Genomic DNA, 25589 nt, shown 5'->3' with positions numbered 1-25589 from the left:
GCCTGCCCTGTACCGCCGGAGAGCACTCGCTCCTAAGCTGGAGAACATCCAGCACCCCGCACCGGGAGGCCCGATGGACCAGACGCCGTTCACGCAGGACGCACTCCGGAGCTCCCGCTACCTGCCGATCGCCGAGCACGGGCTCATCGGTGACCTGCGCAGTGTGGCGCTGGTCGGCAGCAACGGCACCATCGACTGGTACTGCTCCCCGTCCTTCGACGCCCCCAGTGTCTTCGCAGCCGTCCTCGACGCCGAGCGCGGCGGCTCCTTCGAGCTGGCCGCCGCCGTACCGGCACGCACCAAGCAGTTCTACTTCCCCGACACCAATGTGCTGATCACCCGGTTCTTCACCGAGGAAGGTGTCGGCGAGGTCCAGGACTTCATGCCCGTGACCGGGGACGACCACGCCGGCGACACCGCCAGGCACCGGCTCATCCGGCGCGTGGTGTGCGTACGCGGCACCGTGCCGTTCCGGGTGCTGGTCGCGCCGCGCTTCAACTACGGCGCCGACCCGCACACCCTGCGCATGGTGGACGGCATGGTGTTCTTCGAGTCGCCGCAGCGCTCGCTCGCGCTCACCTCGACCGTCGCCATGGAGTGCGACGACCGTGACGCACGCGCCGACTTCAAGCTCTCCGAGGGCGAGAGCGCGGTGTTCGCCCTCGACCAGGCCAGCACCGCGGTGGCCCCCCGCAGCTGCGCCCACGCCGAGGCCGAGCACCAGTTCAACGCCACCGTCGCCTACTGGCGGCGCTGGCTGCAGCAGTCCCGCTACCGGGGCCGCTGGCGCGAGATGGTGCACCGCTCCGCGCTCACCCTGAAGCTGCTCACCTACGCCCCCACCGGCGCCATCGTCGCCGCGCCCACCACCAGCCTGCCCGAGCAGCTCGGCGGCGAACGCAACTGGGACTACCGCTACGTGTGGGTGCGCGACGCCGCGTTCGCCGTCTACGCCCTGCTGCGGCTCGGCTTCAGCGGCGAGGCCGAGGCCTTCATGAAGTTCGTGACCACGAACATCAGCCCCGGCTGCTGCGGCGGCTCCGGCCCGCTGCAGATCATGTACGGCATCGACGGCCGCTCCGACCTGCCCGAACGCGAGCTGCCCCACCTCGAGGGACACCTGGGCTCCGCCCCCGTCCGGGTCGGCAACGCCGCCGCCGACCAGCTCCAGCTGGACATCTACGGCGCCCTGATCGACTCCATCTACCTCTACGACAAGTGGGCGCAGCCCATCTCCAGCGGCCAGTGGGACGACGTGTGCCACCTGGTCGACTGGGTGTGCGTGAACTGGGACCAGCCCGACGAGGGCGTGTGGGAGACCCGCGGGGGTCGCAAGAACTTCCTGTACTCCCGGCTGATGTGCTGGGTGGCCGTCGAGCGCGCCATCCGCCTCGCCAACCGGCGCGGCCTGCCCGCCGACCTGCCCCGCTGGCGCCAGGCCCGCGACGCCATCTACCGACGGATCATGGACCGCGGCTGGTCCGAGCGCCGGCAGGCCTTCGTGCAGTCCGAGGGCGCGGACGTGCTGGACGCCGCCGTGCTGATGATGCCGCTGGCCAAGTTCATCGCCCCCACCGACCCCAAGTGGCTGTCCACCCTGGACGCCCTCACCGAGGACCTGGTCTCCGACTCTCTCGTCTACCGCTACGACCCGCAGGCCAGCCCCGACGGACTACGCGGCGACGAGGGCACCTTCTCCATCTGCTCCTTCTGGTACGTCGAGGCACTCGTGCGGGCCGGACGGGTCGACGACGCCCGGCTCGCCTTCGAGAAGATGCTCACCTACGCCAACCATCTCGGCCTGTACGCCGAGGAGATCGGCCGTACCGGCGAGCAACAGGGCAACTTCCCGCAGGCGTTCACCCACCTGTCCCTGATCAGCGCCGCGTTCAACCTGGACAAGGCGCTCGGCTGACCCGGCCGTGTACCCGCCGGCCGCACGGGTACCCGGGGTGTGCGAAGGGCCCATCCGCTCAGGGTCCGCACAAGGAGGAGACCCGATGGCCAGCACCGGCGAGACCGGCGGCATCACCGGTACCCGCGACAAGAACTACGACCTGATCTGGTACGTCGAGGCGTGCCTGGACAACGCCCTGCGCCTGGAGACGTACATCCAGGACGCCGAACGCGACCACGACAACGAACTCAGCGACCTGTTCCGCAAGGCCCAGGCCGACAGCCGCAAGGGCGCCGACATGGGCAAGGAGCTGCTGCGCTCCCGGCTGGACGCCTGACCGCCCGGGCCGTCCGGGCTCAGGGCAGCGGCTGCTCCGCCCAGATGATCTTTCCGTCGGGGGTGTAGCGGGTACCCCAGCGCTCGGCGAGCTGGGCGACCAGGAACAGGCCCCGGCCGCCCTCGTCGGTCGTTGCCGCGTACCGCAGATGCGGCGAGGTCGTGCTGCGGTCGGAGACCTCGCAGATCAGCGTGCGGTCGCGCAGCAGCCGTACGCCGATGGGCGGGCGCCCGTAGCGGATGGCGTTGGTGACCAGCTCGCTCAGGATCAGCTCCGTGGTGAACTCCAGCTCGTCCAGGCCCCATTCGGCCAGCTGCCCGGTCACCGAGGCCCGGATCTGTGAGACGGCCGCCGGATCCGACTGCACCTCCCACTGGGCGACCCGGTCCGGGCCGAGGACGCGGGTGCGGGCGATGATCAGCACCACGTCGTCGCTGGGCCGGGCCGCGAGCCGGTCGAGGACGGTACGGCAGGTGTCCTCCGGGGAGGCGCCGGCCGTGCGGCGCAGCGCGTCGCTCAGCAGGTCGAGGCCGACGTCGATGTCCCGGTCGCGGTCCTCCACCAGCCCGTCCGTGTACAGCACCAGCCGGCTGCCCTCCGGCAGCTCCAGACCGGCCGTCTCGAACGGCAGCCCGCCCAGGCCCAGCGGCGGACCGGCCGGCACCTCCGGGAACTCCACGGTGCCGTCCGGGAGCACCAGCGCGGGCGGCGGATGACCGGCCCGGGCGACGGTGCAGCGCCGCGCCACCGGGTCGTAGATCGCGTACAGACAGGTCGCGCCGGTGACCGCCGCCGCGCCGTCCGAGGCGGTCTCGTCCTGGTCGATCCGGGCGACCAGCTCGTCCAGCAGGCTGAGGAGTTCGTCCGGGGGCAGGTCGAGCGCGGAGAAGTTGTGCACGGCCGTGCGCAGCCGGCCCATGGTCGCCGCCGCGTGCAGCCCGTGCCCCACCACGTCACCGACGACCAGCGCCACCCGGGCTCCGGACAGCGGCAGCACGTCGAACCAGTCGCCGCCCACTCCCGCCTGCGCAGGCAGATAGCGGTAGGCGAGTTCCAGGGCGCCCTGTTCGGGCAGCGTGCGCGGCAGCAGGCTGCGCTGGAGAGTGACCGCCATGCTGTGCTCGCGTGTGTACCGGCGGGCGTTGTCGATGGACACCGCGGCCCGCGCCACCAGCTCCTCGGCGAGGGCCAGCTCCTCCGCGTCGAACGGCTGCGGCTTCTCCGAACGCCAGAAGTTCGCCACGCCCAGCACCAGGCTGCCCGCCCGCAGAGGCACGATGATCAGCGAGTGGATGCCGTACGCGATGACCTGCTGGGTGTGTTCCGGATCCTGCGCCTTCCAGCCGGTCGCCTCGCGCAGCCGGGGCTCCACGACCGACTGCCCGGTCGTCAGGCTGCGCGCCTGCGGCGAACTGGCGACGAACCGGATGCGCTCGCCCACCGGGTACAGCGGCGAGTCGTCGCGGATCCCGGCGCAGGCCGCGCGGCACAGCGCGGTCCCGGGCCGCGGCTCCTCGCCGTTCAGCACCGTCTCGAACAGGTCCACCGTGGCGTAGTCCGCGAACCGGGGCGCCGCCAGCCCGGCCAGTTCCTCGGCGGTGCGGGTCACGTCCAGGCTGGTGCCGATGCCGACCCCGGCGTCGTACAGCATGTTCAGCCGCTCGCGCGCCACCTCCGCGCGGCCGGACAGCGCGCGCAGCTCGGTGGAGTCGCGCAGCGTGGTGACGCTGCCGGCCGGGCCGCCGGCCACGTCCGTGGGCCGCTGGTTGATCGCCAGCAGCCGGTCCTTGACCAGGTGCACCTCGTCCGTCGCGACCCGCCCCGAGGCCAGCAGGGCGGCCGTCTCGTCGTCCAGGCCCAGCTCCAGCACACTGCGCCGCTCGGCGTCCTCGGGCAGGTCCAGCAGGCGGTGCGCCTCGTCGTTGGCGAGCAGCAGCCGGCCGTCGCCGCCGACGATCAGCACGCCCTCGCGCACCGCGTGCAGCACCGCGTCGTGGTGCTCGTACATCCGGGTCATCTCGTACGGGCCGAGCCCGCGCGTCTGCCGCAGCAGGCGTCTGCTCACCAGGGCCGTGCCCGCCGTGGCCAGCGCGAGAGCCGCCGCAGCCGCCGTGAGCAGCAGCGGAATCTGCTGGTTGGCGGCCCGGCCCACGTGCGCGGTGGTGACCCCGGCCGACACCAGGCCCACCACCTTGCCGCCGGCGTCCTTCACCGGCACCACGACCTGCACGAGCGGCCCTATCGTGCCCTTGATGCGCTCGGTGACCGTGCCTCCCGCGAGCGCCGGGGCGAGGTTCCCGACGAACTTCTTGCCGATGCGGTCCGGGTTGGGGTGCGTGTAGCGGATGCCGTCGGTGTTCATCACGACGATGAAGTCCACACCGGTCGCCTTGCGGGCGGCCTCGGTGCGCGGCTGCAGCACGGCCGTCGGGTTCGGGGTGCGCAGCGCGGCCACCGTGCCCGGCGCGTTCGCGAACGTCTCGGCGACGGCCAGCGAGCGGTTGCGGGCTTCCAGGTTGCTGTCGCGCTGTACCTGGAGCACCTGCGCCACCACGGCCGCCAGGACCAGCAGCAGCACGATCACCACTTGCAGGAGGAAGACCTGCCCGGCGACGCTGCGCCCGGTCACCGCAGCCCGCAGCACCCCCGGCGGACCGCCGTCGGCACCGCCGCCCTGCGGCCGGCCGCCCCGCGACGGGCGCGGCTGCCCGAAGGGACGGGGAGGCCGCGTCACAGGCCGGCCGGGCAGTCGGACCATGGGCCCATGTCTACACTGCCCGGCTCCCTCAGGCGAGACCATGGGGGGAGGTGACGGCCGTTGCCAGGGGCGGTGCACACCGGTCACCCGCGTGGCACGGACGCCGGGCGCCGGGCGGCGAGCAGCAGCGCCACGTCGTCGGGGCGGTCGGTGGCCTGCCGAGCGGTCGCGGTCAGCCGGTCGGCCACCCCGCCCAGGGACCGCCCGCCCCGCCGCCCAGCCGCCGCACCGGCCTTGGCCAGCGCCAGCCGCAGTGCCGTGATGCCGTCGTCGATGTCCGCGCCGGGCCGCTCCACCAGGCCGTCCGTGTACAGGGCCAGGATCGCGCCGGGCTCCAGCAGCAGTTCGGTCACCGGGTACCGGGCCTGCGGATCCACCCCGAGGACGACACCGCCCGGGATGTGCAGCACCCGGGTACGCCCGTCGGGGGAACGCAGCAGCGGCGGCGGATGCCCGGCCCGCGCGATCCGGGCCAGGCCGGTGGCCGGATCCAGCCGCAGATAGCAGCAGCTGGCGAACTGGCCGGGGTCCAGGTCGATGAGCAGGTGGTTGGTGCCGCTGAGCACCTCGTCGGGCGGCCGGTCGCCGAGCGCGAACGCACGCACCGCGCTGCGCAGCTGGCCCATGGTGGCCGCCGCCTGCACCCCGTGCCCCTGCACATCGCCGATGACCAGCGCGAGCCCGTCCCCGGACGCCACCACGTCGTACCAGTCGCCGCCCACGTCCATGCCCTGCGTGCCCGGCAGATAGCGGCCCGCGGTCTCCACCCGCGGATCCGCCGACAGCCGCCTGGGCAGCAGGGCCTGCTGCAGGCCCCGGGCCAGCGCCGCCTCGCTCTCGTAGCGCTGCGCCCGCTCCAGCGCGCGCGCGATCAGCCCGGCGAGCGCCGTGAGGACCGTACGCTCCTCGGTGCTGAAGCTGCGCGACCGGTCGAAGCCGAGGATGCACGAGCCGACCGGCCGCCCGGAGGCGATCAGCGGCAGGAACGCGCGGGCGCCCTCCACGGCGTCCAGCGGGATGCCCGGATAGTCGGCGGCCAGCTGCTCCATGGACTCGAAGAACAGTGGCCGTCCGGTCGTGAGGGTCTCCACGCCGGGCAGGTGCGCGTCCAGGCCGACGCCGTCGAAGGGAGCGAGGAAGCCCTGCGGGAAGCCGCTCTCCCAGGCCAGGAACAGATGCCGGTCCTGGAGCAGGTAGATGGCCAGGCGCCGGCCGCCGAACGCGGGCAGCAGCTCCTGCACGACGACCGCCGACACCTGCCGGGCCGTCACCGCGTCCGTCAGCGCGATGGCCAGCGCGATCGGCCGGTACAGCGGCGCCAGCGAGCGCCCGGCCGCCACCGCCTCCCGCGAGGCCTGCTCCGGCGCGACCGGTTCCGGCGGCGCGTCCACCCGGCTGGCCGGGACCATCGTGCAGGTGAGCAGCTCCGCACCCGAGTGCACCGACACGGCGAGCCAGTCGCCCTCGCCGTCCTGTGCGCGTGGCCCGGCCGGCCGCCGGACGTGGAAGTGCACCGGCTCCGGTGACAGCAGCGCCCCGCGCAGATGGTCGTCGAACGGCGGCCCGGACAGCCACGGCAGCGCCTCCCACAGAAGACGCCCGACCAGCCCCTCCGGCTCCCCGCCCGCCAGCCGGGCCGCGGCCGGGTTGACGTAGACGATCAGCCCCGTCCGGTCCAGGCAGAACACGCCCTGCGGCAGCAGGTCCGCCGCGCCGTCCGCCGCCGCGGCCGGACCCGCGTCGAGCACGACCCCGCCGACCGGCGCCGCGCCGCCCGGGTACGCCTCCGGCCACAGGTCCAGCAGCAGCGGGGCGCCGTCCGGCGAGCGCACGCTCAGCGGCGCGCCCGGCGGCTTCCCGGCGGCGGTGTCGCGCAGCGCCGCCAGGATCCGCTGGGTGTCGGCCGGTGCCATCGCCTCCATGAGTGCCGCCGCCGTCCCCGTGCCCGCGAACTCGCCCGGCCGCAGCCCGAGGAGGGTGTGCAGCCGTTCGTCCGCGCGCACCACGGAGGTCTCCGGATCCCAGGTGAATCTCCCCATCCGGGCGTGCGGCGGCCGGCTCGAAGGCGGCCGTACGCACAGCGGCTCCCCGTCCCACAGGATCGCGCTCTCGTCCCCGTCGGCCAGGCCCAGCAGCTCGGCGCCCAGCCCCTCGGCGAGCCGGGCGACCGGCTCCCGGTCCACCAGGTCGTCCACGGCGTTCGCCGCCGACGCGCGCAGCACCGTGAGCACCCCGAGTGGCTCGGCACCGCCCGGCACGGGCACGTGCACCGACCCGAACTGGAAGGGCAGGCCCGCCGCGAACTGCGGGTACCGGTGCACCGTCTCCGCGGCGTTCGGCAGTACCACCGGCACCCCGAGCCGGTAGGCGTCGGCGACGGGGAAGGGACGGCCGATGTGCATCCGCCACCAGGGCCGGAACAGCGGGCCGGGCAGCCCCACGAGCACCGCGAGGCGCAGCATGCCGGGCGTGCGCGAGCGCAGGTACACGCCCGCCGCGCGGCCCCCGCTCACGCCGAGCGCGCCGGTCGAGGCGTCCACGAGCAGCGCGGCGAGCCGGGCCCGTGTCCGGACCGCGCGCTCCCCGCTGCCAGCCATCGACCTACCTCGTCCCGTGCGCCGCCGAGTGGATGACACAGCAAGAATGCGCCACCCGGAGTGCGGAAGCACCTGGGCGGAGCAGACAGAATGCGGGGGAGGGGTGCGGCGCGCCGGGGAGCGGCCCGGAAATCCGGTCCACCGGGCCGGTTGGCCGGGCCTCGGCCACGGGTAGCACGTTGACGACTGCGCCCTGTGCGGCCCGGTGGCCGGGCCGTGACCCGAGGAGATCCGAGGAGAGGAGCCGCCTCCCGTGGCCGAGTACGCCGAGGGCACCGAGCGCACGGGACCGGCACCCGCCAGCCTCTCCCTGCGGACCACCGACCTGGATGAGGCACGCGCCGCGATCGGCGCGATGTACTACGACACCTTCATCGACCTCCTCGAACCGGGCCGGCACCTCGACGCGGTCTTCGACATGGCCCGCCTCGGGCCGTTCACCGTGGGCGAGCTGCGCTGCGGTGCGGACGTGCGCATGCGCTTCGACGAACTCGGCTCCTACCACGTGGACCTGCCGCTCACCGGCCGGCTGGCGTGGCGGCAGAGCCCCCGGGACACCAGGGTGGCCACGGCCGCCCGGGCCGGGGTCTTCCAGCCCGAGGGACGCACCACCCTCGAACACTGGGAGGCCACCTGCCGGGTGCTCGCCGTCAAGGTCGAGCCGCAGGCGCTCGTACGGCACCTGGAAGCCCTCACCGGGGAGGCGCTGCGCGCCCCGCTGCGCCTCGCGCCCACCATGGACCTCACTGCCGGCCCCGGCCGCAGCTGGGCCCGGCTGGTGCGGGTCGTCGCCGACGAGATCGGTGACGAGCGGGGGCTGCTGGACCAGCCGCTGCTCGCGGCCGGTATCCAGGACGCGCTGCTCACCGGGCTGCTGCTGGCCACCGACCACCCCTGGCGGGAGGCCCTGGACCAGCCCGCCCCGCAGGGCTACGCCCGCCCCGTCAAACGCGTGGTCGACGCCATCCGTGCCCGCCCCGAACACCCGTACACCACCCCGGAACTCGCCGAGGTCGGCGGGGTGAGCGCCCGCTGGCTGCAGGAGGTGTTCCGCCGTCAGCTCGGCACCACCCCCATGGCGTATCTGCGGGACGTGCGCATGGAGCGGGTCCGCGACGAACTCGTCGCCGCCGAGCCCGAGGCGACGACGGTGAGCGACGTCGCCTACCGCTGGGGCTTCGGACACCTGGGCCGCTTCGCGGAGCAGTACCGCTCCCGCTTCGGCGAACTGCCCTCACAGACCCTGCGCTCGCACTGACCGCCGTACTCAGCCGGTGGTCTCCGGCGGCAGCGGACGGGGTGTGCGCAGGCTGCGCAGGGCGAGGAGCAGGACGCCGATGTCGTCCAGGTAGACCGGGTCGGGCAGCAGGTCGGTGGGCAGCAGCAGGTACGCGATCGCGCCCCAGAACACCCAGCGCGGGCCGGTCGGCAGTCCGGCCCGGCGCAGGGTGCGGCGGGCGCGGACCAGCCGGACGAGGAGGCCGACGGCGACGGCCAGCAGCAGCGCCGCGACGACGGCGGCGATCAGCAGCAGGGTCGTGGTCGTGGCATCCATACGGCCTCCTTGTGGCCTCCTGACCAGGGGAACGTCTACTCCGGCCGCTCGGTTTTGCCGCTCTCGCCGGTCTCGTCGACGTCACCCGGGCGCGGCCCCTTGCCGGTGAACTTCAGCCGTTCGAACGTGCGCGTCAACTGCTGCAGCGCGGACGGCGTCCGGGAGCCGGGCCGCTGCTGCGGCAGGGCGGCGGGTGCGGGCTCCGGTGTGTCGCGGTAGGCGGCCAGCGCGGCGTGGGCCTGTTCGGCGGCCTCCCGGTACAGGTCCCGGGACTTCGTCATCGCCTCCAGCGCCTCGGCGTACATGGCGACGAGCTGCTTCGCGCGCTCCAGCTCCTCCTGGACGGTCATCAGGGTCCAGTTGTCGCGCAGGTCCGCCAGCGCCTCCTGCGCGTCCTGCGGCAGGGGGCGGGGCAGGGCGGCGAAGTGCCGTAGCGCCGCGAGGAGTTCGGCGGGTTCGGTGCCGTCCAGGAAGACGCTGCGCACGCTGTGCTCCTGGCCGTCGTAACCCTCCGGCGCCGGGTCCGGGGGCAGCAGTACGGCGCCGCCGCGCGGCACCTCGACCCCGAGGTCCTTCAGCGCCCAGTTGACGGCGCGCAGTTGCTGCGGGGCGGCCCGGTGCTCCACCACGCGGTGCCTGAGGCCCGGCGGCAGCAGCCGGGCCAGCGGCAGCCGGCCGCGCTCGTCCGGGGTCATCGCCTCGTGCACGACGACGTTGAGGCACCAGGACGCGCGGGCCGCGTCCCGCAGCCGGCGCCGCATCTCCTTGTCGTCCGCGGGCAGCGCGTTGACCTGCCGGAACCGTACGCCGCTGAGCGTGGGGTGATGGTCCCAGGAGCCGTCGTCGCCGTCCGCGGGTCCGGCCTCGGGCCAGAAGAGGGTGGCGGGCGAGGGCCACGCCTCGTCCCACGGGCGCTCGGCCTCGGCGACGAGCGTCCACTCGTCTCCGCCGGGACGGCCGGGCCGCGGTACGAGGGTGAGCCGGGCCCGCACGGTCACCGTGCCGCCGGCCCGCCAGCGCGCCTCGAAGATCCGCCGCGCGGAGTCCTCGGGCGCGGGCGGCTCCGCGAAGTCGTCGATGTCCCCGCTCTCCTTGTGCCGGGACAAGGTGCGGCGGACGACGTCCGCTGCGTCGGCACCGGTGTGGCGGCCCCGGGCCGCCCAGAGGGTCTGCGGAATGGTGGCGCGGTCGGTGGCGGAGTTCGACATGAGTCAATCTGCTGATGGGGGCGAGTGTGCTTCCCAGTATCACCGCCCGGGCCCGCGAAGCGTCGGCGGGGGCCCGCGGCGGCGTGTGGTGTCGCCGCGCGCGGGTCTGTGGGGGTGTGCGCCGCGCGCACGGGGAGCGCGCCGCTCACCCGGGGGGCGCGCGGTGCGCGTCAGGCGACTGCCGTTCACTCATGCCCGGCCGCCCGCCGGGCCCCCACAATGGTCCGTCGTGCAGGGCCCGCCCGCCCATCCGCCAGGGGCGGGCCCTGTTCTCCACGAGTTGTGGTGCGTTCTCCACGAGTTGTGGTGCGGTCGTGGTGCCGAGGACTTACGCCCCGCTCTCCCGCAGCATGTCCTCGCGCTCGACGATTTTCACGCGCTCGCGTCCCTGCGGCTCGCCCAGCGCGCGCTCGGCGGCGTCCAGCTTGTACCAGCCCTCCCAGGTGGTGTACCGGATGCCGCGCTCGGCGAGGAAGGAGTCCACGGCCTCCGGCGCGGGCGAGTCCGGCGTGTGCAGGCGCCCGCCCGCGTAGTCGTCCAGCAGGTTGGCCACCGTCTCGTTGGCGTCGCCCTTGGTGTGGCCGATCAGGCCGACGGGCCCGCGCCGGATCCAGCCGGTGACGTACGTCGACTGGAGGTGGGCGCCGCTCTCCTCGATGACCCGGCCGCCCGCGTCCGGGACGGTGCCCGACTCGAGGTCCCAGGGCAGCTTGGGGAGCTTCTCGGAGAGGTAGCCGACCGCGCGGTAGACCGCGGTGACGTCCCAGTCCTTGAACTCGCCGGTGCCCTTGACGTTGCCGGTGCCGTCGAGGGCGGTGCGCTCGGTGCGCAGGCCGGCGACCTTTCCGTCCTCGCCCAGGATCTCCGTGGGCGACTCGAAGAAGTGCAGGAACAGCTTGTGCGGCCGGTTGCCGATGTCGCGGATCGCCCAGTTCTCCAGGGTCTTGGCGACCATGTCGGCCTGCTTGTTGCCGCGCCGGGTCTCGATCGAGCCCTCGTCGTAGTCGATGTCCTCGGGGTCGACGATGACCTCGATGTTGGGGGAGTGGTCCAGCTCGCGCAGCTCCATCGGGCTGAACTTCGCCTGCGCCGGGCCGCGGCGGCCGAAGACGTGGATCTCCAGGGCCTTGTTGGCCTTCAGGCCGTCGTAGACGTTGGCGGGGATCTCGGTCGGCAGCAGTTCGTCCGCCGTCTTGGCCAGGATCCGGGCCACGTCGAGCGCCACGTTGCCGACGCCGAGCACGGCGACCTTCTCGGCCTCCAGCGGCCAGGTGCGCGGCACGTCCGGGTGGCCGTCGTACCAGGAGACGAAGTCGGCGGCGCCGTAGGAACCGTCCAGGTCGATGCCCGGGACCGGCAGCTCGCGGTCGGCCGTCGCGCCGGTGGAGAAGATCACCGCGTCGTAGAAGGCGCGCAGGTCGTCCAGGTTGATGTCGGTGGGGTAGTCCACATTGCCGAACAGGCGGATCTGCGGCTTGTCGAGCACCTGGTGCAGGGCGGTGATGATGCCCTTGATGCGCGGGTGGTCGGGTGCGACGCCGTAACGGATCAGGCCGAACGGGGCGGGCATCCGCTCGAAGAGGTCGATGGACACGCCGGGTTCGGCGGCCACCCCGGACTTGAGCAGGGCGTCGGCGGCGTAGATCCCGGCGGGGCCGGCTCCGACGATGGCTACCCGCAGGGGGCGCGGCATGATCAGGTTCCCTTCGAGTGATCGGGCGACTCGACTGGGTAGCCTAAGCTAAGGCAGACCTAAGTTAGTACCGGGGTCGGGTCTATGACCTCATAAGGTGATCTTATGACTTCCCCAGGGGTGTCTTATGCCCACCCCCTGGGTCCGCCTTGGCGGGCGTCACGCCGGCCTGACGATCCGATGGATGGCGCCCTCACCGGCGCCGTAGATCGACTCCTCGCGGATGTACGACCCCGGTCCCGGAGCGTGGATCATCATGCCGTCGCCGATGTGCAGGCCCACGTGGCGGTCGTCTTCGAAGAAGAGGACGAGGTCCCCCGGCTCGATGAGGGGGAGCGGCACCGGCGTCCCGGCGAGCGCCTGTTCGTATGCGGCACGGGGGAGCGTGACTCCGGCGGCCCTCCATGCTCCCTGGGTGAGGCTGGAGCAGTCGTAGGAGTCGGGCCCGGTCGCGCCCCACACGCACGGCTTGCCGAGCTGGGCCCGCGCGAAGGCGAGCGCCTTGGCGGCACGTCGGGCGTAGGCCGACTCGGGGGCCGCGGCGGCGGGAAGGACGGCGGCAGTCGCGGCGGGGGTGGGGTCGGGGTCGGGCAGGGGGGCCGCGGTGTGGCGGGACAGCAGGTCGCGCGCGGTGGCGATCTTGCGCTGGTTGTCCGCCTTCGAGGCTGCGGGGGCGGGGCTGTGCGGTGCGGCGACGGGGAGCGCCCTCGTCGCGGCCGATGGCGCGCCCGATGGTGCGGGGAGCGCGGGCCTGGCGGAGCTGGGCAGTTCGGGAACGGCGGACCGGCCTGTCAGCTCGGCCAGCGCGCGCGCATCCGCCCGCCCTGCCGTCAACTCCGGTCGTGCGAACCCGGGTTCCTTGCGCTCCTCCCCGCCGCCGCTGAGCATCCGGTCGGCGGGCAGTACGGCCGGAACCGTCGGGCCGAGCTTGGCGCGGGCCGCGTCGAACCACTGCCGAGTCACCTCGTCGAGTGCCGGATCCGGTTGCCGGTCCGACCGCTTGGCCGGCGGTATGCCTCGCGAGCGGGTCCCCGCCGCCGTCGCCGCCCGGGTGGCGTTGTAGTTCCCCGTCGCGGTCTCGGCCTGGTCGTAGAGGGAGTCGATCCGCTGGCGCACCTCGTCGCCGCTGTCCGTCACCATGAGACGTCAACGTAGCCAACGTGTGTGGCTCGTGTGAAGGTTGAAGTACGCAATGTCCCTATCTGGGTTTGGGAGACAGGGCGTGAGCCCGGCGGTATTCGCCGCCGGCGAGCAGAGAGAACACGATCGTCGCGCAGAGCGCGAGGGCGACCACGGCCCACTCGACGGCCCCGCTGTGTGCGTCGGGGTCGACGCCGAAGACCCGCTCGATCCAGTCGGGCCAGACCAGGGTGAGGAGGAAGAGGAGCCCGCTCACGCAGGCGGCGATCGCCTCCAGACGGCCTCGTGTGCGCATGTTCGGTGTCATCGCCGTCTCCTTCCCCTCACCCTTGCACGCCCGAGAGGTCGATCCGGAACATGCCACGGCCGTGCGTGGCGCACAGCAGCGTCTCGGCCATCCAGAACAGCTGGTCTACCGAGCAGTTGGTCGGCCCCTCGTTCGTCGGCGACCAGTTCTGCCCGGCGTCCTCACTGGCGAACAGCCCGATCTCCGTGCCGCAGTAGACGAAGTCCGGCCTTCGCGGATGGAACGCAAACGCCCTGAGCGGGACGTCGGGCAGCTGGGCGGAGAGGTCCTGCCAGCTGCCGCCGCCGTCGTGCGTCACCCACAGGTTGTCCGGCGCGAAGCCGCCGAAGGTGACGTACGCGGTGTCCGGGTCCGTCGGGTGCGGCGCGATGCACGTGCAGAACCGCTGCGGGTTCAGCCGCTGCTGCCCGGTCGCCCCGACCCGGTCCCAGGCGGGCGTCGGCGCGGTGCCGTTCGCCGTGCGGAAGAGTTTGCCGTCGTCGTGTCCCACCCAGATGACGTCCGAGTCGGTGGGTGCCACCGCGATCGCGCTGATCGGCCGGCCCGCGCTCGGCTTGATCTGCCGCCAACTGGGCCCGGATGTCGGCGTGTTGGTCTCCTTCGCGTTGTCCGTCCGCCAGAGCGACAGGCCGCCGGCGAGCATCCGGTCCGGGACGCTCGGGTCGAGCACGAACGGCGCGATGAACAGGGCCTGTTGGTTCATGGCGTCGGGGATCCGGAAGGGCACGGGTTTCCAGTCCCAGTCCTGCTTCTGGTCGTTGAAGAACTGGCCGGTGATGTAGCGGTCGCCGTTCGTGTCGTCGCTGCTGCCGCCGTCGGTGTTGCGGTGGATGCCCAGGAAGACGTACTCCCCGTAGAAGACCTTGGGATCGTTCGGGTCTGCCGCGCACCAGCCGCCGTCGCCACCGAAGATCTGCCGCCAGTCCTCGGTGCCGCGGGCCGGGTCGAAGCAGATGGTGCCGTTGTCCTGGGCACCGCCGATGATGCGCCCGGTGCCGGTGTGCCCGGCTCCGCCGTAGAACTGGGTGACCCCGTAGTTGTTGTCCAGCTCCGTCCAGCCCTTCACGAACGGCGGTTGCGGCTCCACACCCACCTTGGTCAGGTCGGCCGCCATGAAGACGCCGCCGTCGTTGCCGAAGTACACCGTCCGGTTGTGCTTGCCGTAGCCCGGGTGCGAGACGATCGCGTGGTGGTCGGCGTGCACGGACCGCGGATCGAACCAGGTGCTGATCTCGGCCAGGTGCTCGCCGCCGTCGGTGCTGCGCCAGAGGTTGATGCCCCCGACGACGACCAGGTTCTCGTCGTCCGGATCGCCGGCCCACACCGCGTTGCCGTACCAGCCCTGGTCGCCCAGGTAGTCCGCGATACGGCCGTCCGCGTCCAGGGTTCCCGTGGCCTTGTACGTCAGCCCGCCGTCCGTGGACCGCCAGATGCGGCCGCTGGTCATCTGGACCGAGGCGTAGACGACGGCGGGATCCTTGGCCGCGTAGGCGAGTTCGACCCGGCCTGACCAGGGGCCCGTGCCATGGCCGGCCTTCTGCCAGGTGCGCCCGCCGTCCTGGCTCGCCCAGGCCGCGCCCGCGTCCAGGGCGCCCGCCAGCGCCCGGTCTCCGTCGCGCGGGTCGAACAGCACGATGCCGAGCGGGTCGTCCAGGACCTTGGTCCAGGTCGACCGGGCCGGGTCGGCGCTGCGGAACAGCCCGGTCTCCGTCGCCGCGAGGACCACTTCCCCCGTGGGCGAGACCGCGATCCGGGTGACGGCCTGGAAGTCCTCCGTCTGCGTGGCCGTGATCGGCTTCCAGGAGGCACCGTCGGTGGTGCGGAAGACGCCGTTGCCGCGCAGGGCGTCCGAGTTGCTGAAGCCCTCGCCGGTGCCGGCGTAGATCGTGTCCGGGTCCGAGGGGTCCATGGTCAGGCTGGAGCAGGCCAGGTTGCCCAGGAAGTCGTCGACCGGCGCCCACTGCTTGCCGGCGTCCTCGCTGTGCCACACCCCGCCGCCGGCACTCGCGGCCCACAACTTCTCCGGCTGTTCGGGGTGGATGACGATGCCGCGGGTGCGACCACCGATGTTCCCCGGCCCGAGCCACTCCCAGTGGGTGAGCGCCATGCCCGCGGTGGGTGCCGGACCGTGGGTACGTGCGCCGGGGGCCTGACCGGTCGGTACGCCCGGAGCGCCATGCCCGCGGTGGGTGCCGGACCGTGGGTACGTGCGCCGGGGGCCTGACCGGTCGGTACGCCCGCGGTGAGCGGACCGGGCGCACCGGCCCTGCTCTCCAGCACGGCACGCAGCCGGTCGATGGCCCTGCCGCGGGCGTGCAGGGGGATGCCGCCACTGTCACCGCGTTCCTGCTTCAGGCGGTATTCACGGCGGGCGTTGGGCAGATCCGGGTAGTTGAGGCGGCGCAAGGCCCGGCGTACGGCACCTTCGGAGAGTGCTTCGAGTGTCTCGCTCGTCACGCCCCGGCTTCTGCGCAGCTGCTGTACCTGCGCGACGGTGATGTTCTTGTTCTGTGCCAGCTGTTCGTCCGAGATGGCCATGGCACCTTCTGGAAGCGGTGAGGCCACGCACGCCCAGGCCGCCTCGGAGGGCGAGGCGCGCGGGGGTATTGCGAATGGGGACGCGTCGCTCGGGACGCCCGGACGACGGACGTGTTGCTGGGGCTCCGTTCAGACACGAGCCCGGAGTTCATGTCCATGGTCTCGCCGTCCCCGGAAGGCCGCAACGGGAGCGGAGTTCTGACCTCCGGTGGGCCGGCGGGGGCAGGAGTTGTCCGGTGAGCGGGCCGGGTGTCGACTGGAAGAGGAAGGAGGAGGGGCCTGCCGGGGAGGATCACTCATGGTGGACAAGGACGGCACAGCCCACGTGGACGTCAGGAAGGTCGAGATTCCGCACCGCGGATCTTCCTGGTACCAGCGGATCAACGCACATGTGGCGCATCTCCAGGGAATGTTGAACAAGTTCGTGGGCCTGCGCGAGGCCAACGGAGGGATCTCCTACGCGGACAAGGAGATCGTGCTGCAGATACAGAGCCATCTGACGGCGGCTCAAGGCGTGCTGGAAGACCATCGCCTGCTCAGACGGATGTCGGGGGCGTCCGCCGACCGGGCGCTGGCGAACGCGCACGAGGCAGAGGTGGCCCTCCTCCGCATAGCGCCGGACGCCGAGCTCTACAACAAGGGGCTCTACACCCTGTCGCACGCCCGCTTGCACCTCGAGAAGGACGACACGCTCCTGCAGCAGATGGAAGCCGTGATGCACGAGCTCGGCGCGCACGGCGCCGAGCCCGCCCACCCCGGCCCGTTCAGGGAACTCGCCGCGATCACCCTGCACGCCGCCTACCAGTCGGAGGAGGCGCAGCGGGCCAGAGTGCGCAGCTTCACCCAGATCGTGCTCGTGGCCGCTGCTGCCCTCTGGATCCTGGCGGTCGGGCTCGGGTTGTGGGCGAGCCTGAGCCCGGACGTGGCCGCGCGCTTCTGTTCTCCGGCGAGAACGGGTCACGGCCTGGTCTGCTCGCTCGGCAGCACACCCCAGTCCGGGAGCGTCTACTTCCTCGAATTCCTCGGTGTGTGCGGAGCCGCGGTGGGCGGTGCCGCATCGTTGAGGAACGTGCGGGGGACCTCGGGTCCCTATCACGTGGCGAGCGGACTGACCTTCCTGCGGCTTCCCATCGGCGCTCTCATCGCCGCCACCGGAATAATGCTGGTGAGCGCCCAGTTCATCCCCGGCCTGACGAGCCTGGACACCTCCACCCGGATAGGCGCCTGGGCCTTCGCGTTCGGCATACTGCAGGAATCCGTCACCCGCGCCGTGGACCGGCGGGGACGCAGCCTGCTGGACGCCGTCAAAGGCCCCGGAAGCCCGACGGCGGATCCGGATTCCCCCGCCGCCAGGAAGGGACCCTCACCGCCCAGGCCGACCTGACCGTCGGTCCGCACCGAGGCGGACGACCAGCCGGCCTACGCCGTACGCAGCGTCCGCTTGGCCAGTTCGTACGCGGGTCGCATCGCCTCGTGCTCCTCGGTGTCGAGACCCCCGAGATGTACGACGACCGGGCCGTCGGGCGTGCTGACCGCGAAGGCGGTCTCCTTCTTCGTCTCGTTCAGGAGCTTGCTCGTGTAGAGGTACTCCACCTCCACGCCCGCGACGCCGCCGCCCGTCTTGATGGCGTGGTACTTCTCCTTGCTGACTCCGCCCTCGGCGGCCACGAACCGCCGCAGCACACTGCCCGCGTCGGAGTCGCCCGGCTTTCCGGTCCACACCCGAATGAAGCCGATGTTGCCGGCGGGCTTGGCGTCGATCTCGCAGGCGGCCGTGACCGGGCCCTGACGCATGATGGCGTCCAGTGCGTCGGCCAGATCGCCGCCGGAGCCGCCCGACTTCTTCGACGTCTTCTTCGCGGCGTCGATCGACTCGGCCTTCCAGTGCCGGGCGATGTCGAAGCTGACCGGCAGTTCGCAGGCCGACCCGGCCGCGCCGATGGTGCCACCGCTCGACGCCGCGTCCTTCGCCGCCGCGCCCGCCGCGCTCGGCGAGGCGCTCGTGGCCGCCTTTCGGCCGCTGTCGTCTCCCTGCCCGCAGCCTGCCAGCACGGCGGCCAGCGCCACCGCCAGCACCGCTCGCCCGCCCATGGACCCCACCCTGACCTGCACCTTCATCTCCCCTTCTGTTCAGGGCGGTCACTGTAACCGAAGGCACCGACAGTGTCGTACGGAATATCAGTCAGCGTCGCGGCGGCAGCGCAGGAAGAGGTGCGGCTCGGGTACGGCGTCGGGGTGGGCAGGGGTGAACAGGGCATGGTCCTCGCCCAGCACCGTCAGGCCCGCCATGGCCACCAACGCGGTGAAATCCTCGGCGGCGAAGCTCGTCACGCGCACCGGCTGCCCCATGAAGACCGCCTCGACGTCCTCGATGTCCAGCGGGACGGTGGCCAGCGTCACCAGCCCGCCGGGCCGTACCGCGCGCGCCAGCCTGGCGAGGACCGCGGCCTGCTCGGCGCGGGACATCTGGAGCAGCGCGAAGTAGCAGCAGGCCGCGTCGAACGAGCCGTCGGCGAGCGGGAGTTCACGGATGTCGGCGCGCTGGAAGACAGCCCCTGGGACCTGGCGGGAGGCCAGGTCGACCATCACCGGGGAGACGTCGACTCCGAGCACCTCGTGGCCCGCCTCGGTCAGGGTCTGCGCGGTCGGCCGGCCCGTCCCGCTGCCCACGTCCAGCACCCGGCTGCCCGGTTCCAGCCCGTCCAGCAGCCACCGCAGCGAGGCCCGGTGCGGTTCGGACGCGGCGAACGCCTTCTCGTAGGCGAGCCCCAGCGCGTCGAACACCACGGCGGCGGGCAACCGGTCGTCGTTCGCGGAGTTCTCGGTGTGCTCGGCCAAGACAGTTCCTCCCGTCGTCCTGTGCCGGGCATCGTTGCACCCCCGGCCGCAGCCCACAACGCTCCCGGATTCCGTGCCGTTTGCGAGGGGCGGCGCGCTCAGGGCAGGGTGCCGGATGTGTCCACACTGCTGATCGTCCATCACACCCCTTCCCCCAACTGCCAGACCCTGTTCGAGGCCGTCGTCTCCGGCGCGACGACACCGGAGATCGAGGGCGTCCGTGTCGTGCGGCGGGCGGCCCTGTCCGCGACCGTGTCCGACGTCCTCGAAGCCGACGGCTATCTGCTCGGCACACCGGCGAACCTCGGCTACATGTCCGGCGCCCTGAAGCATTTCTTCGACCAGGTGTACTACCCCTGCCTGGACGAGACCCGGGGCCGCCCCTTCGGCTACTACGTGCACGGCGGCAACGACGTGACGGGTGCCGTCCGTGCCATCGAGGCCGTCACCACCGGGCTGGGCTGGCGTCGTACGGCGGAGCCGGTGACCGTCACGGGCACCCCGGACAAGGCCGATGTGCAGGCCTGCTGGGAGCTGGGGGCCACGGTCGCGGCCGGGCTGATGGACGGCTCCTGAGGGGTACTGGGCCGCCCCGGTCCCGGCGCCGCACGTCAAACAGGCATTCGGGTCAGCTCCGGAATGCGCGGGACCAAGCCGCCGGTGATGATCGGCGGGGGACCGGTCCGGTCCCGGAGAGGAGCACCCCGCGATGCCGTCCGCATGGGCCGGGGCCCTGGTGCCCGTCTTCAGCCACGTGACCGTCAGCGGCGCCGCCCATCTGGATCAGGCGCCCGGCCCCGGCCGCATTTTCGCCGCCGACCACACCTCGTTCTTCGACCCGGTGCTGCTCGTCGGCACCCTGCAGCGGCTCGGCCACCGGCCCGCCGTGCTCGCCACCGCGGGACTGTGGCGGGTGCCCCTGCTGTCCTGGGCCCTCATCCGGGAGGGCCACGTGCCGGTGCACCGGGGCAGCCGTCGCGCCCCCGACGTCCTGCGGCAGGCCGCCGACGCGCTGTCCGCCGGGCGCAGCGTCCTCATCTACCCGGAAGGCGGCCTGCCCGGCTACCGCACGTCCCACGCCCGCCCGCCCGGCCGCCTCAGGTCGGGCGTCGTCCGGCTCGCGGTCTCCACCGGAGCCCCGGTGTTCCCGATCGGACACGCAGGCGCCCGCCGCGTCTCCTCCGGAGGCCGCGCCAAGCGGCTGGCCGGCTGGGCCACCGCACCCCTGCGCCGCCCCCGCGTCCATGTGCACATCGGCGCCGCCCTCCGGCTCGACACCTGCGAACGGCCCCTGGACGACCTGGAAGCCGCGCTCGCCGACGCATGGTCGAGCGCGGTCCTGGCCCTCGAAGGAACGCCGGGCTGACGACTGGTACTCGACCGGTACCCGACCGGTACCCGACCGGTACCCGACCGGTGCTGACGGTGCGTCAGGAAGGTTCGGGCATCAGGGTGGCCGCGTCAGCTCGGGACGGGCCGAACGCGCTGTCGCGGACGATCACCGCGACGCGTTCCCACACGGCGCGCCCCCGTGGCCGTCACCGGGCTCGGACTGGTCACCCCGGCCGGCGTCGGCCGCGACGCGGCCTGGGCGGGCGTGCGCGCCGGGAACTCCACGGCGCTGGCCTGTCCGGGCCTCGACGGGCTGCCCGTGGCCACATCCTCCACCACGCCGACCCCACCAGCACCCGGCACGGAGTCCTGACCGGCGCGAGACGACGCCCTGAGCCCCGTCAGGCCCAGCGCATGCCGAGGGCGGACAGCTCGCGGACGCGCTCCGGGGTCAGGGCGGCGGCCCGGCTGCGCTGGTTGCTGATCCATCTGCCGAGCCGGACCGGCCGCTCCTCGTCGTCGGTGCGGACGCTCTCCACGTGCCCGCGCGGCACGACCAAGTGGCCTTCCCGGGAACGGAATTGCTGTGCGGCGGCCAGGTTCAGCGCCCACTTGTCGGCGTGCGAGACCCGCGGCTTCGGACGTTCCTCGTCTCCCGCCGGCCCGAAGCCCAGAACGTGCTCGCACAGCCACCGCCGGCCCACGTTCAGCCCGTCCCAGCCGAGCCGCTGCGCCCGCACCCACCGTCCCAGGTCCTCGCCCTGCCGTACGGCCTCGCCGGGAGCGGTCGGCAGCCGGCCGCCCTCGGCCAGGTGCAGCCGGGTGAGATGGAAGCAGCGCTGCCACTCCACCGGCCAGGCCGGGCACCAGGACGGGTCGATCTCGTCGAGCTGTTCCCGTCGCTCGTCCGGGAGTTCGCCGCTGCGGGCCCGCTGGTTCTTCAGCCAGATGCCGACCCGGAACCCCTGATGCGTGGCGTCGTGCGGGGCGAGCAGATGGCCGTGCTCGGCCGCCCAGGCGCGGGCGGCGGCCAGCCCCTCCTCCCAGGCGACGTCGGAGTGCGACCAGATCATGCCGAGCTGGTCCAGTTGCCGTACCCGGTCCTGGTCGAGCGTGCCGCGCGCGCGGAAACGGCGGGCGTCGGCGATCCACTGACCGAGCGGGAAGCCCGCGAGCGCACCCGGCCAGCCCGTCTCCTCGGCCTCCGCGCCTTCCTTGGTTTCATCGGCCTCGGGCACCCTGAACGTGAACGGCACCCGCAGATCCCCGTGCACCCGGACATGGCAGGCCGCCGCCTCGACCCCGCGCCGCCAGTGGGCGCGCTCGGGGTTCACGACACGCAGCTCGATGAACGCGGCCAGCTGCGCCGGATCGCGGGGCGTGGAGAACTTCAGCAGCGCCCGCGCGGGGCCACTGACGCCGGGCGGCCCTTCCTCCCCCTCTCCACCCAGCTCGCGGCCCTTGGGGGAGCGGCTCGGTGCCTGCGGCTCGGCCAGCCGTTCCACGATCCGGGTGTCGTGCGCGCGCAGCGCCTCCAACAGCCGGGCCAGGCCCGCGTACGCCCGGCTGGAGAGCATCGAGTCCGGGGTCTCGCCCGGCCCCAGCAGCACCGGTACGACCAGGGAGGCCGTCTTGCCCTCGCCGGGCCGCAGCCGCAGCGCCCGGCCCACCGCCTGCACCAGGTCGGGCATGGAGCCGCGGACGTCGGCGAAGTACACCGCGTCGCAGTGCCGGGTGTCGACGCCCTCGCCGAGCACCCGCACCGAACTGAGGAACGCGCGCCGCCGGGTGCGGGCGAACTCGTCCAGGACACGGCGCCGGTGCGGCGCCGGATGATCGCCGCACAGCCACTCGGCCCACACCCGCCCCGGATACCGCCGGGGGCTCTCGGCGTGCAGCCGCTCGGCCACCTCGGGCAGCCCCGCCGCGAAGGCCTCCGCCTCCCGCACCAGGTGGTGGAAGACCAGGGTGCGCCGCAGGCCCTCGGTGCCCGCCGCCTTGACCAGCGCGGTCTGCAGGGCGGCCAGCCGGGCCCCGCGCACCTCGTCCGTACGGCCCTCCATGCCGAGCAGCTGGGCGGCCTGCAGCCGGGTGTCGGTGACGTCGACGCACACCACCTGGTACGGCGCGCAGATCCCGCGGTCGATGGCCTCCGACAGCGTCAGCGTGTAGCACCGGGCACCGAAGGGCCCGTCCGGGGCGTCGTCCATGGAGGCGACCAGCTCACCCGGCGCACCCTCCTCCTGGTCGCCCTCCGGCTGCCACAGCCGCGGTGTGGCCGTCATGTACAGCCGGCGCAGGGCGGGGATCCGGGTGTTGTCGTGGACGACCGCCCACGGCTTGCCGATCCGGCCGGACGTGCGGTGGGCCTCGTCCACGACGATCAGGTCCCAGCCCGGCAGGCCGGCCGCGTGCGCGCGCTCCAGGGTGCCGAGGCCCAGCGAGGCGTACGTCGCGAAGACGGTGATCTTGTCGAACGGGCTTGCCCAGGCGACCAGTTCGCCGACGCCCGTGGTGTTCGGGAACGCGGCCTGGTCGCCGCGCAGGGAGGAGACGCCGATCATCGGGCCGGTACGGCCGCCCGCCCGCCAGGCCTCCTCGGTCTGCGCGAGCAGATCCAGCGAAGGCACCAGCACGAGCACCCGGCCCGCCTGGAGCTCCTCCGCGCCGCGCACCGCGACCAGGGTCTTGCCGGAGCCGGTCGCCATGACCACCTGGGTACGCAGCCCCTGCGGCGGCACGGTCCCGCCGGCCGGCAGCCCGAGCGCTCGGACCACCCGGTCCACGGCTTCTCGCTGGTGGGGACGGAGTCTCACACAGGCGACGATAGCCGCCCCGGCACGACGCCCGCGCCGAAGCCCGCGGGGCTCGTGCCGAGGCGGCTCGCCGTGGGCCTCAGCTCATGAGTCGCTGCGGGCCGGGCTTCGGGTGAGTGCGGGTCCAGGACGGGTCGGCGGGCAGGTCGGGGTTCGGTACTGCTAGGTGCATGAATTCGGATCCTTCGTACGAGGTGCGTGCGAGTGGGGGGTGGTCCGGATGCGGGGTCCGGCCGGATTTGGGGCGGTCGGGCCCAGGGAGTCGACCGATGCGTTCGCCTCCGGGTGGTCCGCAGCCGCCGGCCGCACGCGCAGCAGACGACGCCCCTCCTCCGGCGAGGCCGTGATGCGGCCCGGCTTTCCCCAACCCGGCTGCTTCGCCTGCTCCATGGTCGGCCGGAGCAGCGCGTCCACTGTGGCACCCGGCGACAACACCTCGCAACGGGCCGCTTGAAATGTGCAACAAGCGACGCACTTGCTGCTTCTGCCGAGCAGAGATCGAACGAACGGGTGTGGAAAGACGATCAGGTGAGGCACGGCCGTGCGCCCGGTCGGTAGCGTGAGGCCATGTACGCCACGCGAGTCACCCGGCGGGTCAAGGCGCCCACCGAGGCCGTCTACCGGGCCCTGCTCGACCCGGACTCCGTCGCGGCCTGGCGGGCTCCGGACAACATGACCGCCCACGTCCACGCCTTCGACGCCCGCGAGGGCGGTGCCTTCCGCGTCTCCCTCACCTACGACGACGGCAGCGGCGCCGGCAAGTCCGGCGGGCACACCGACACCTACCACGGCCACTTCGCCCGGCTCGTCCCCGGCGCCCTCGTCGTCGAGGTGTTCGAGTTCGAGACCGGCGACGACGCCCTGCGCGGCACGATGACCTTGACGACGACACTGACCGCGACGCAGGACGGGACGGACGTCGAGATGCTCCACGAGGGCATCCCGGACGCCATCCCCCGTGCCGACAACGAACTCGGCACGCGCATGGCCCTGGACAACCTCGCCCGGCTCGTCGAGGGAGGCAACCGCCCACGGCCTGAGGGAAGTTGACCGAAAGAATATGAAGCGGCGGAACCGGCGGACGGAAATTACGCTCTTAGGGGTCGTCGACGGCCGGAGTAAAATCGGCTGCGAAGAAACCGGGGGAATCACGCACATGTCCGTCCGCAAGTGCAGCACCCTGCTCGCCGCCGCCGTGTGGGCCAGCGAGGACACCACCGGTGCCGGTGAAGTGGAAGGTCGCCTACACCGGCTCCGGTGCCGGCCACGCCACCAGCAGGGTCACGCTCGCCTGGGATGACGGGGCCGGCGCGGAGGTCAGCCCGATCGACGTCCTGTCCGACCTGAAGACCCTGGAGATTACCGAGAAGCCGGTGCGCTGACCGGCCGGCGACACGGCGCGCAGCCCCGCCCCGCCCCACTCGGGGCGGGGCTCGCGGTTGCCCGAGGGGCTTTCCGGGCGGTCGTCCGCAGGGTCGTCCGGTCCGCTCAGTCCGATGCGCGCGGGTAGTACGGCCGCGGCAGCGGCATGCCCCGGTCGGCCATGATCTGCCGCACGTGGTTGGGGTAGTTGGTGATGATGCCGTCGACGCCCAGGTCCATCAGTGCCTCCACGGTGGCCGGGTCGTCGCACGTCCATGGGACCACCTTGAGCCCGCGCTCGTGCGCCTCCGCGATCATCGTCGCGTCGGGATAGAAGCGGAAGCCCGGGTCGCCGATCTTTCCGGACTGCGGGAAGCCGTAGTTGGGGGAGAGGGTGGTGAGCCCGGGAATCGTGGCGGCGGCCTTCACGAAGTCACCGCCGTAGTCGTCGGCGTCGATCCCGCCGAGCCAGGGGGACGCACCGGGCTTGCCGACCTGAAGGAAGTCGTAGTTGGTGAGCGCCACCAGCGGCCACCTGGGCGCCAGTTGGTGCATCAGCTTCAGCGCACCCCAGTCGAAGGACTGGATGATGACCTGCCGCTCGATGCCCGAGCGGTGGATCTCCTCGTACACCCGGCGCACGAACACCTCGCGAGGCGCGGTCTGTTCGGGCGCGCCCGCCTCGACCTTGGTCTCGATGTTCAGCTTGACCTGCCAGGCGTGGTAGCTCTTGACCAGGTTCAGGACGTCCTTCAGCTCCACCATGCGGAAGCCCTTGACGACCTCCTGTTCCGGGAAGCCGGGCAGTTGCTGGTAGCCGCAGTCCAGCGTCTTGATCTGAGCCAGCGTCAAATCCTTGATGTACTTCCCGACATAGGGGTACATCGGGTCGCCGGGCGTCACCGGTCCGGTGTCCCGGCACTTGACGCCGCTGACCTGCCGGTCGTGGTTGACGACGACCTTCAGGTCCTTGGTGACATGGGTGTCCAGCTCCAGGGTGGACACCCCGAGCCGCATCGCCTTGCCGAAGCCCTCCAGCGACTCCTCGGTCGTCATGCCGATGCCGCCGCGGTGCGCCTGGAGGTCGAAACGGGCCGGTGTGCCGCCGGGGCCGGCGTGCGCGACGGCTGGGAACGCGAGCGCCGGCACCAGGGCGAGACCGGCGAGCAGGTGTCGTAAGGACGGTCGTACGGGCATGGGAACCTCACTCG

Annotated in this window: 22 protein-coding genes; 10 read left to right on the top strand and 12 right to left on the bottom strand. The window is 72.6% G+C overall.

What is annotated here, in order from left to right; translation table 11 throughout:
- Nucleotides 1–73: 73 nt before the first annotated feature.
- Both ACWD35_RS28685 and ACWD35_RS28680 read left to right on the top strand, forming a co-directional pair.
- A complete protein-coding gene (locus tag ACWD35_RS28685) occupies nucleotides 74–1915 on the top strand; it encodes a glycoside hydrolase family 15 protein (protein ID WP_451354203.1) in 1842 nt (613 codons plus the stop codon).
- A gap of 85 nt (nucleotides 1916–2000) precedes the next feature.
- Nucleotides 2001–2234, top strand: a complete 234-nt coding sequence (locus tag ACWD35_RS28680; protein ID WP_451354202.1) for a hypothetical protein — start codon at nucleotides 2001–2003, stop codon at nucleotides 2232–2234.
- A 19-nt stretch (nucleotides 2235–2253) separates the two neighbouring features.
- Here the strand turns inward: ACWD35_RS28680 and ACWD35_RS28675 are convergent, their stop codons facing one another.
- Complete coding sequence (locus ACWD35_RS28675; RefSeq protein ID WP_451354201.1) at nucleotides 2254–4992, bottom strand: SpoIIE family protein phosphatase; 2739 nt, start codon at nucleotides 4990–4992, stop codon at nucleotides 2254–2256.
- An 83-nt stretch (nucleotides 4993–5075) separates the two neighbouring features.
- Complete coding sequence (locus tag ACWD35_RS28670; protein WP_451354200.1) at nucleotides 5076–7589, bottom strand: SpoIIE family protein phosphatase; 2514 nt, start codon at nucleotides 7587–7589, stop codon at nucleotides 5076–5078.
- Between the two features lie 253 nt (nucleotides 7590–7842).
- Between ACWD35_RS28670 and ACWD35_RS28665 the strand changes: the two genes are divergently transcribed.
- Nucleotides 7843–8847: an AraC family transcriptional regulator gene (locus ACWD35_RS28665; protein ID WP_451354199.1), complete on the top strand. Its 1005-nt coding sequence runs from the start codon at nucleotides 7843–7845 to the stop codon at nucleotides 8845–8847.
- A gap of 9 nt (nucleotides 8848–8856) precedes the next feature.
- Here ACWD35_RS28665 and ACWD35_RS28660 read toward each other — a convergent pair whose 3' ends face one another.
- The 6 genes from ACWD35_RS28660 to ACWD35_RS28635 all read right to left on the bottom strand — a co-directional run bounded on the left by ACWD35_RS28660 (nucleotide 8857) and on the right by ACWD35_RS28635 (nucleotide 15599).
- A complete protein-coding gene (locus ACWD35_RS28660; RefSeq protein WP_451354198.1) occupies nucleotides 8857–9144 on the bottom strand; it encodes a DUF1232 domain-containing protein in 288 nt (95 codons plus the stop codon).
- 35 nt (nucleotides 9145–9179) lie between these two features.
- Complete coding sequence (locus tag ACWD35_RS28655) at nucleotides 9180–10352, bottom strand: hypothetical protein (RefSeq protein ID WP_451354197.1); 1173 nt, start codon at nucleotides 10350–10352, stop codon at nucleotides 9180–9182.
- A 328-nt stretch (nucleotides 10353–10680) separates the two neighbouring features.
- Nucleotides 10681–12045 (bottom strand): FAD-dependent oxidoreductase, encoded by a 1365-nt coding sequence (locus ACWD35_RS28650; protein ID WP_451354196.1) that lies wholly within the window; start codon nucleotides 12043–12045, stop codon nucleotides 10681–10683.
- Nucleotides 12046–12204: 159 nt separating this feature from the next.
- Complete coding sequence (locus ACWD35_RS28645) at nucleotides 12205–13185, bottom strand: C40 family peptidase (protein ID WP_451354195.1); 981 nt, start codon at nucleotides 13183–13185, stop codon at nucleotides 12205–12207.
- A 58-nt stretch (nucleotides 13186–13243) separates the two neighbouring features.
- The gene (locus ACWD35_RS28640) at nucleotides 13244–13492 is read right to left on the bottom strand and encodes an ABC transporter permease (protein WP_451354194.1); all 249 of its coding nucleotides are present in this window, start codon (nucleotides 13490–13492) and stop codon (nucleotides 13244–13246) included.
- Nucleotides 13493–13508: 16 nt separating this feature from the next.
- The gene (locus ACWD35_RS28635) at nucleotides 13509–15599 is read right to left on the bottom strand and encodes a WD40/YVTN/BNR-like repeat-containing protein (protein ID WP_451354193.1); all 2091 of its coding nucleotides are present in this window, start codon (nucleotides 15597–15599) and stop codon (nucleotides 13509–13511) included.
- Between the two features lie 92 nt (nucleotides 15600–15691).
- Here ACWD35_RS28635 and ACWD35_RS28630 point away from each other — a divergent pair, with 92 nt between their 5' ends.
- Together ACWD35_RS28630 and ACWD35_RS28625 are read left to right on the top strand one after the other, a co-directional pair.
- A complete protein-coding gene (locus ACWD35_RS28630) occupies nucleotides 15692–16051 on the top strand; it encodes a hypothetical protein (protein WP_451354192.1) in 360 nt (119 codons plus the stop codon).
- Between the two features lie 277 nt (nucleotides 16052–16328).
- Nucleotides 16329–17414: a hypothetical protein gene (locus ACWD35_RS28625; protein ID WP_451354191.1), complete on the top strand. Its 1086-nt coding sequence runs from the start codon at nucleotides 16329–16331 to the stop codon at nucleotides 17412–17414.
- A 35-nt stretch (nucleotides 17415–17449) separates the two neighbouring features.
- On the opposite strand, the gene ACWD35_RS28620 is transcribed toward ACWD35_RS28625, so the two are convergent.
- Together ACWD35_RS28620 and ACWD35_RS28615 are read right to left on the bottom strand one after the other, a co-directional pair.
- Nucleotides 17450–18121 carry a lipoprotein gene (locus ACWD35_RS28620; RefSeq protein WP_451354190.1) on the bottom strand — a complete coding sequence of 224 codons (672 nt, stop codon included), beginning with the start codon at nucleotides 18119–18121 and terminating at the stop codon, nucleotides 17450–17452.
- A gap of 87 nt (nucleotides 18122–18208) precedes the next feature.
- Nucleotides 18209–18868, bottom strand: a complete 660-nt coding sequence (locus tag ACWD35_RS28615; RefSeq protein WP_451354189.1) for a class I SAM-dependent methyltransferase — start codon at nucleotides 18866–18868, stop codon at nucleotides 18209–18211.
- Nucleotides 18869–18985: 117 nt separating this feature from the next.
- Here ACWD35_RS28615 and ACWD35_RS28610 point away from each other — a divergent pair, with 117 nt between their 5' ends.
- The 3 genes from ACWD35_RS28610 (at nucleotide 18986) to ACWD35_RS28600 (ending at nucleotide 20573) form a co-directional block, all read left to right on the top strand.
- Nucleotides 18986–19444, top strand: a complete 459-nt coding sequence (locus ACWD35_RS28610) for a flavodoxin family protein (RefSeq protein ID WP_451354188.1) — start codon at nucleotides 18986–18988, stop codon at nucleotides 19442–19444.
- Nucleotides 19445–19577: 133 nt separating this feature from the next.
- Nucleotides 19578–20234, top strand: a complete 657-nt coding sequence (locus ACWD35_RS28605) for a lysophospholipid acyltransferase family protein (protein ID WP_451354187.1) — start codon at nucleotides 19578–19580, stop codon at nucleotides 20232–20234.
- A 165-nt stretch (nucleotides 20235–20399) separates the two neighbouring features.
- Nucleotides 20400–20573 carry a hypothetical protein gene (locus tag ACWD35_RS28600; RefSeq protein WP_451354186.1) on the top strand — a complete coding sequence of 58 codons (174 nt, stop codon included), beginning with the start codon at nucleotides 20400–20402 and terminating at the stop codon, nucleotides 20571–20573.
- Nucleotides 20574–20601: 28 nt separating this feature from the next.
- Here ACWD35_RS28600 and ACWD35_RS28595 read toward each other — a convergent pair whose 3' ends face one another.
- On the bottom strand, nucleotides 20602–23016 hold the full coding sequence (locus ACWD35_RS28595) for a Helicase associated domain protein (protein ID WP_451354185.1): 2415 nt from the start codon (nucleotides 23014–23016) through the stop codon (nucleotides 20602–20604).
- A 567-nt stretch (nucleotides 23017–23583) separates the two neighbouring features.
- On the opposite strand from ACWD35_RS28595, the gene ACWD35_RS28590 reads away from it, so the two are divergent.
- The gene (locus ACWD35_RS28590; protein ID WP_451354184.1) at nucleotides 23584–24066 is read left to right on the top strand and encodes an SRPBCC domain-containing protein; all 483 of its coding nucleotides are present in this window, start codon (nucleotides 23584–23586) and stop codon (nucleotides 24064–24066) included.
- Nucleotides 24067–24236: 170 nt separating this feature from the next.
- Nucleotides 24237–24398, top strand: a complete 162-nt coding sequence (locus ACWD35_RS28585) for a hypothetical protein (protein ID WP_451354183.1) — start codon at nucleotides 24237–24239, stop codon at nucleotides 24396–24398.
- Between the two features lie 106 nt (nucleotides 24399–24504).
- Here ACWD35_RS28585 and ACWD35_RS28580 read toward each other — a convergent pair whose 3' ends face one another.
- Nucleotides 24505–25575 (bottom strand): glycerophosphodiester phosphodiesterase family protein, encoded by a 1071-nt coding sequence (locus ACWD35_RS28580; protein WP_451354182.1) that lies wholly within the window; start codon nucleotides 25573–25575, stop codon nucleotides 24505–24507.
- Between the last annotated feature and the right edge of the window lie 14 nt (nucleotides 25576–25589).

It is taken from the genome of Streptomyces sp. NPDC002671 (assembly GCF_053592475.1).
Note: the sequence above shows the minus strand (reverse complement) of the source record. Positions and strands in the feature narration are given on the sequence as shown.

Excerpts from the sequence above, each read along its gene's own strand:
- ACWD35_RS28685 (WP_451354203.1), top strand. The coding sequence starts at position 74 with ATGGACCAGACGCCGTTCACGCAGGACGCACTCCGGAGCTCCCGCTAC.
- ACWD35_RS28680 (WP_451354202.1), top strand. The coding sequence starts at position 2,001 with ATGGCCAGCACCGGCGAGACCGGCGGCATCACCGGTACCCGCGACAAG.
- ACWD35_RS28675 (WP_451354201.1), bottom strand. The coding sequence starts at position 4,992 with ATGGTCCGACTGCCCGGCCGGCCTGTGACGCGGCCTCCCCGTCCCTTC.
- ACWD35_RS28670 (WP_451354200.1), bottom strand. The coding sequence starts at position 7,589 with ATGGCTGGCAGCGGGGAGCGCGCGGTCCGGACACGGGCCCGGCTCGCC.
- ACWD35_RS28660 (WP_451354198.1), bottom strand. The coding sequence starts at position 9,144 with ATGGATGCCACGACCACGACCCTGCTGCTGATCGCCGCCGTCGTCGCG.
- ACWD35_RS28655 (WP_451354197.1), bottom strand. The coding sequence starts at position 10,352 with ATGTCGAACTCCGCCACCGACCGCGCCACCATTCCGCAGACCCTCTGG.
- ACWD35_RS28650 (WP_451354196.1), bottom strand. The coding sequence starts at position 12,045 with ATGCCGCGCCCCCTGCGGGTAGCCATCGTCGGAGCCGGCCCCGCCGGG.
- ACWD35_RS28645 (WP_451354195.1), bottom strand. The coding sequence starts at position 13,185 with ATGGTGACGGACAGCGGCGACGAGGTGCGCCAGCGGATCGACTCCCTC.
- ACWD35_RS28640 (WP_451354194.1), bottom strand. The coding sequence starts at position 13,492 with ATGACACCGAACATGCGCACACGAGGCCGTCTGGAGGCGATCGCCGCC.
- ACWD35_RS28635 (WP_451354193.1), bottom strand. The coding sequence starts at position 15,599 with ATGGCGCTCACCCACTGGGAGTGGCTCGGGCCGGGGAACATCGGTGGT.
- ACWD35_RS28625 (WP_451354191.1), top strand. The coding sequence starts at position 16,329 with ATGGTGGACAAGGACGGCACAGCCCACGTGGACGTCAGGAAGGTCGAG.
- ACWD35_RS28620 (WP_451354190.1), bottom strand. The coding sequence starts at position 18,121 with ATGGGCGGGCGAGCGGTGCTGGCGGTGGCGCTGGCCGCCGTGCTGGCA.
- ACWD35_RS28605 (WP_451354187.1), top strand. The coding sequence starts at position 19,578 with ATGCCGTCCGCATGGGCCGGGGCCCTGGTGCCCGTCTTCAGCCACGTG.
- ACWD35_RS28590 (WP_451354184.1), top strand. The coding sequence starts at position 23,584 with ATGTACGCCACGCGAGTCACCCGGCGGGTCAAGGCGCCCACCGAGGCC.
- ACWD35_RS28580 (WP_451354182.1), bottom strand. The coding sequence starts at position 25,575 with ATGCCCGTACGACCGTCCTTACGACACCTGCTCGCCGGTCTCGCCCTG.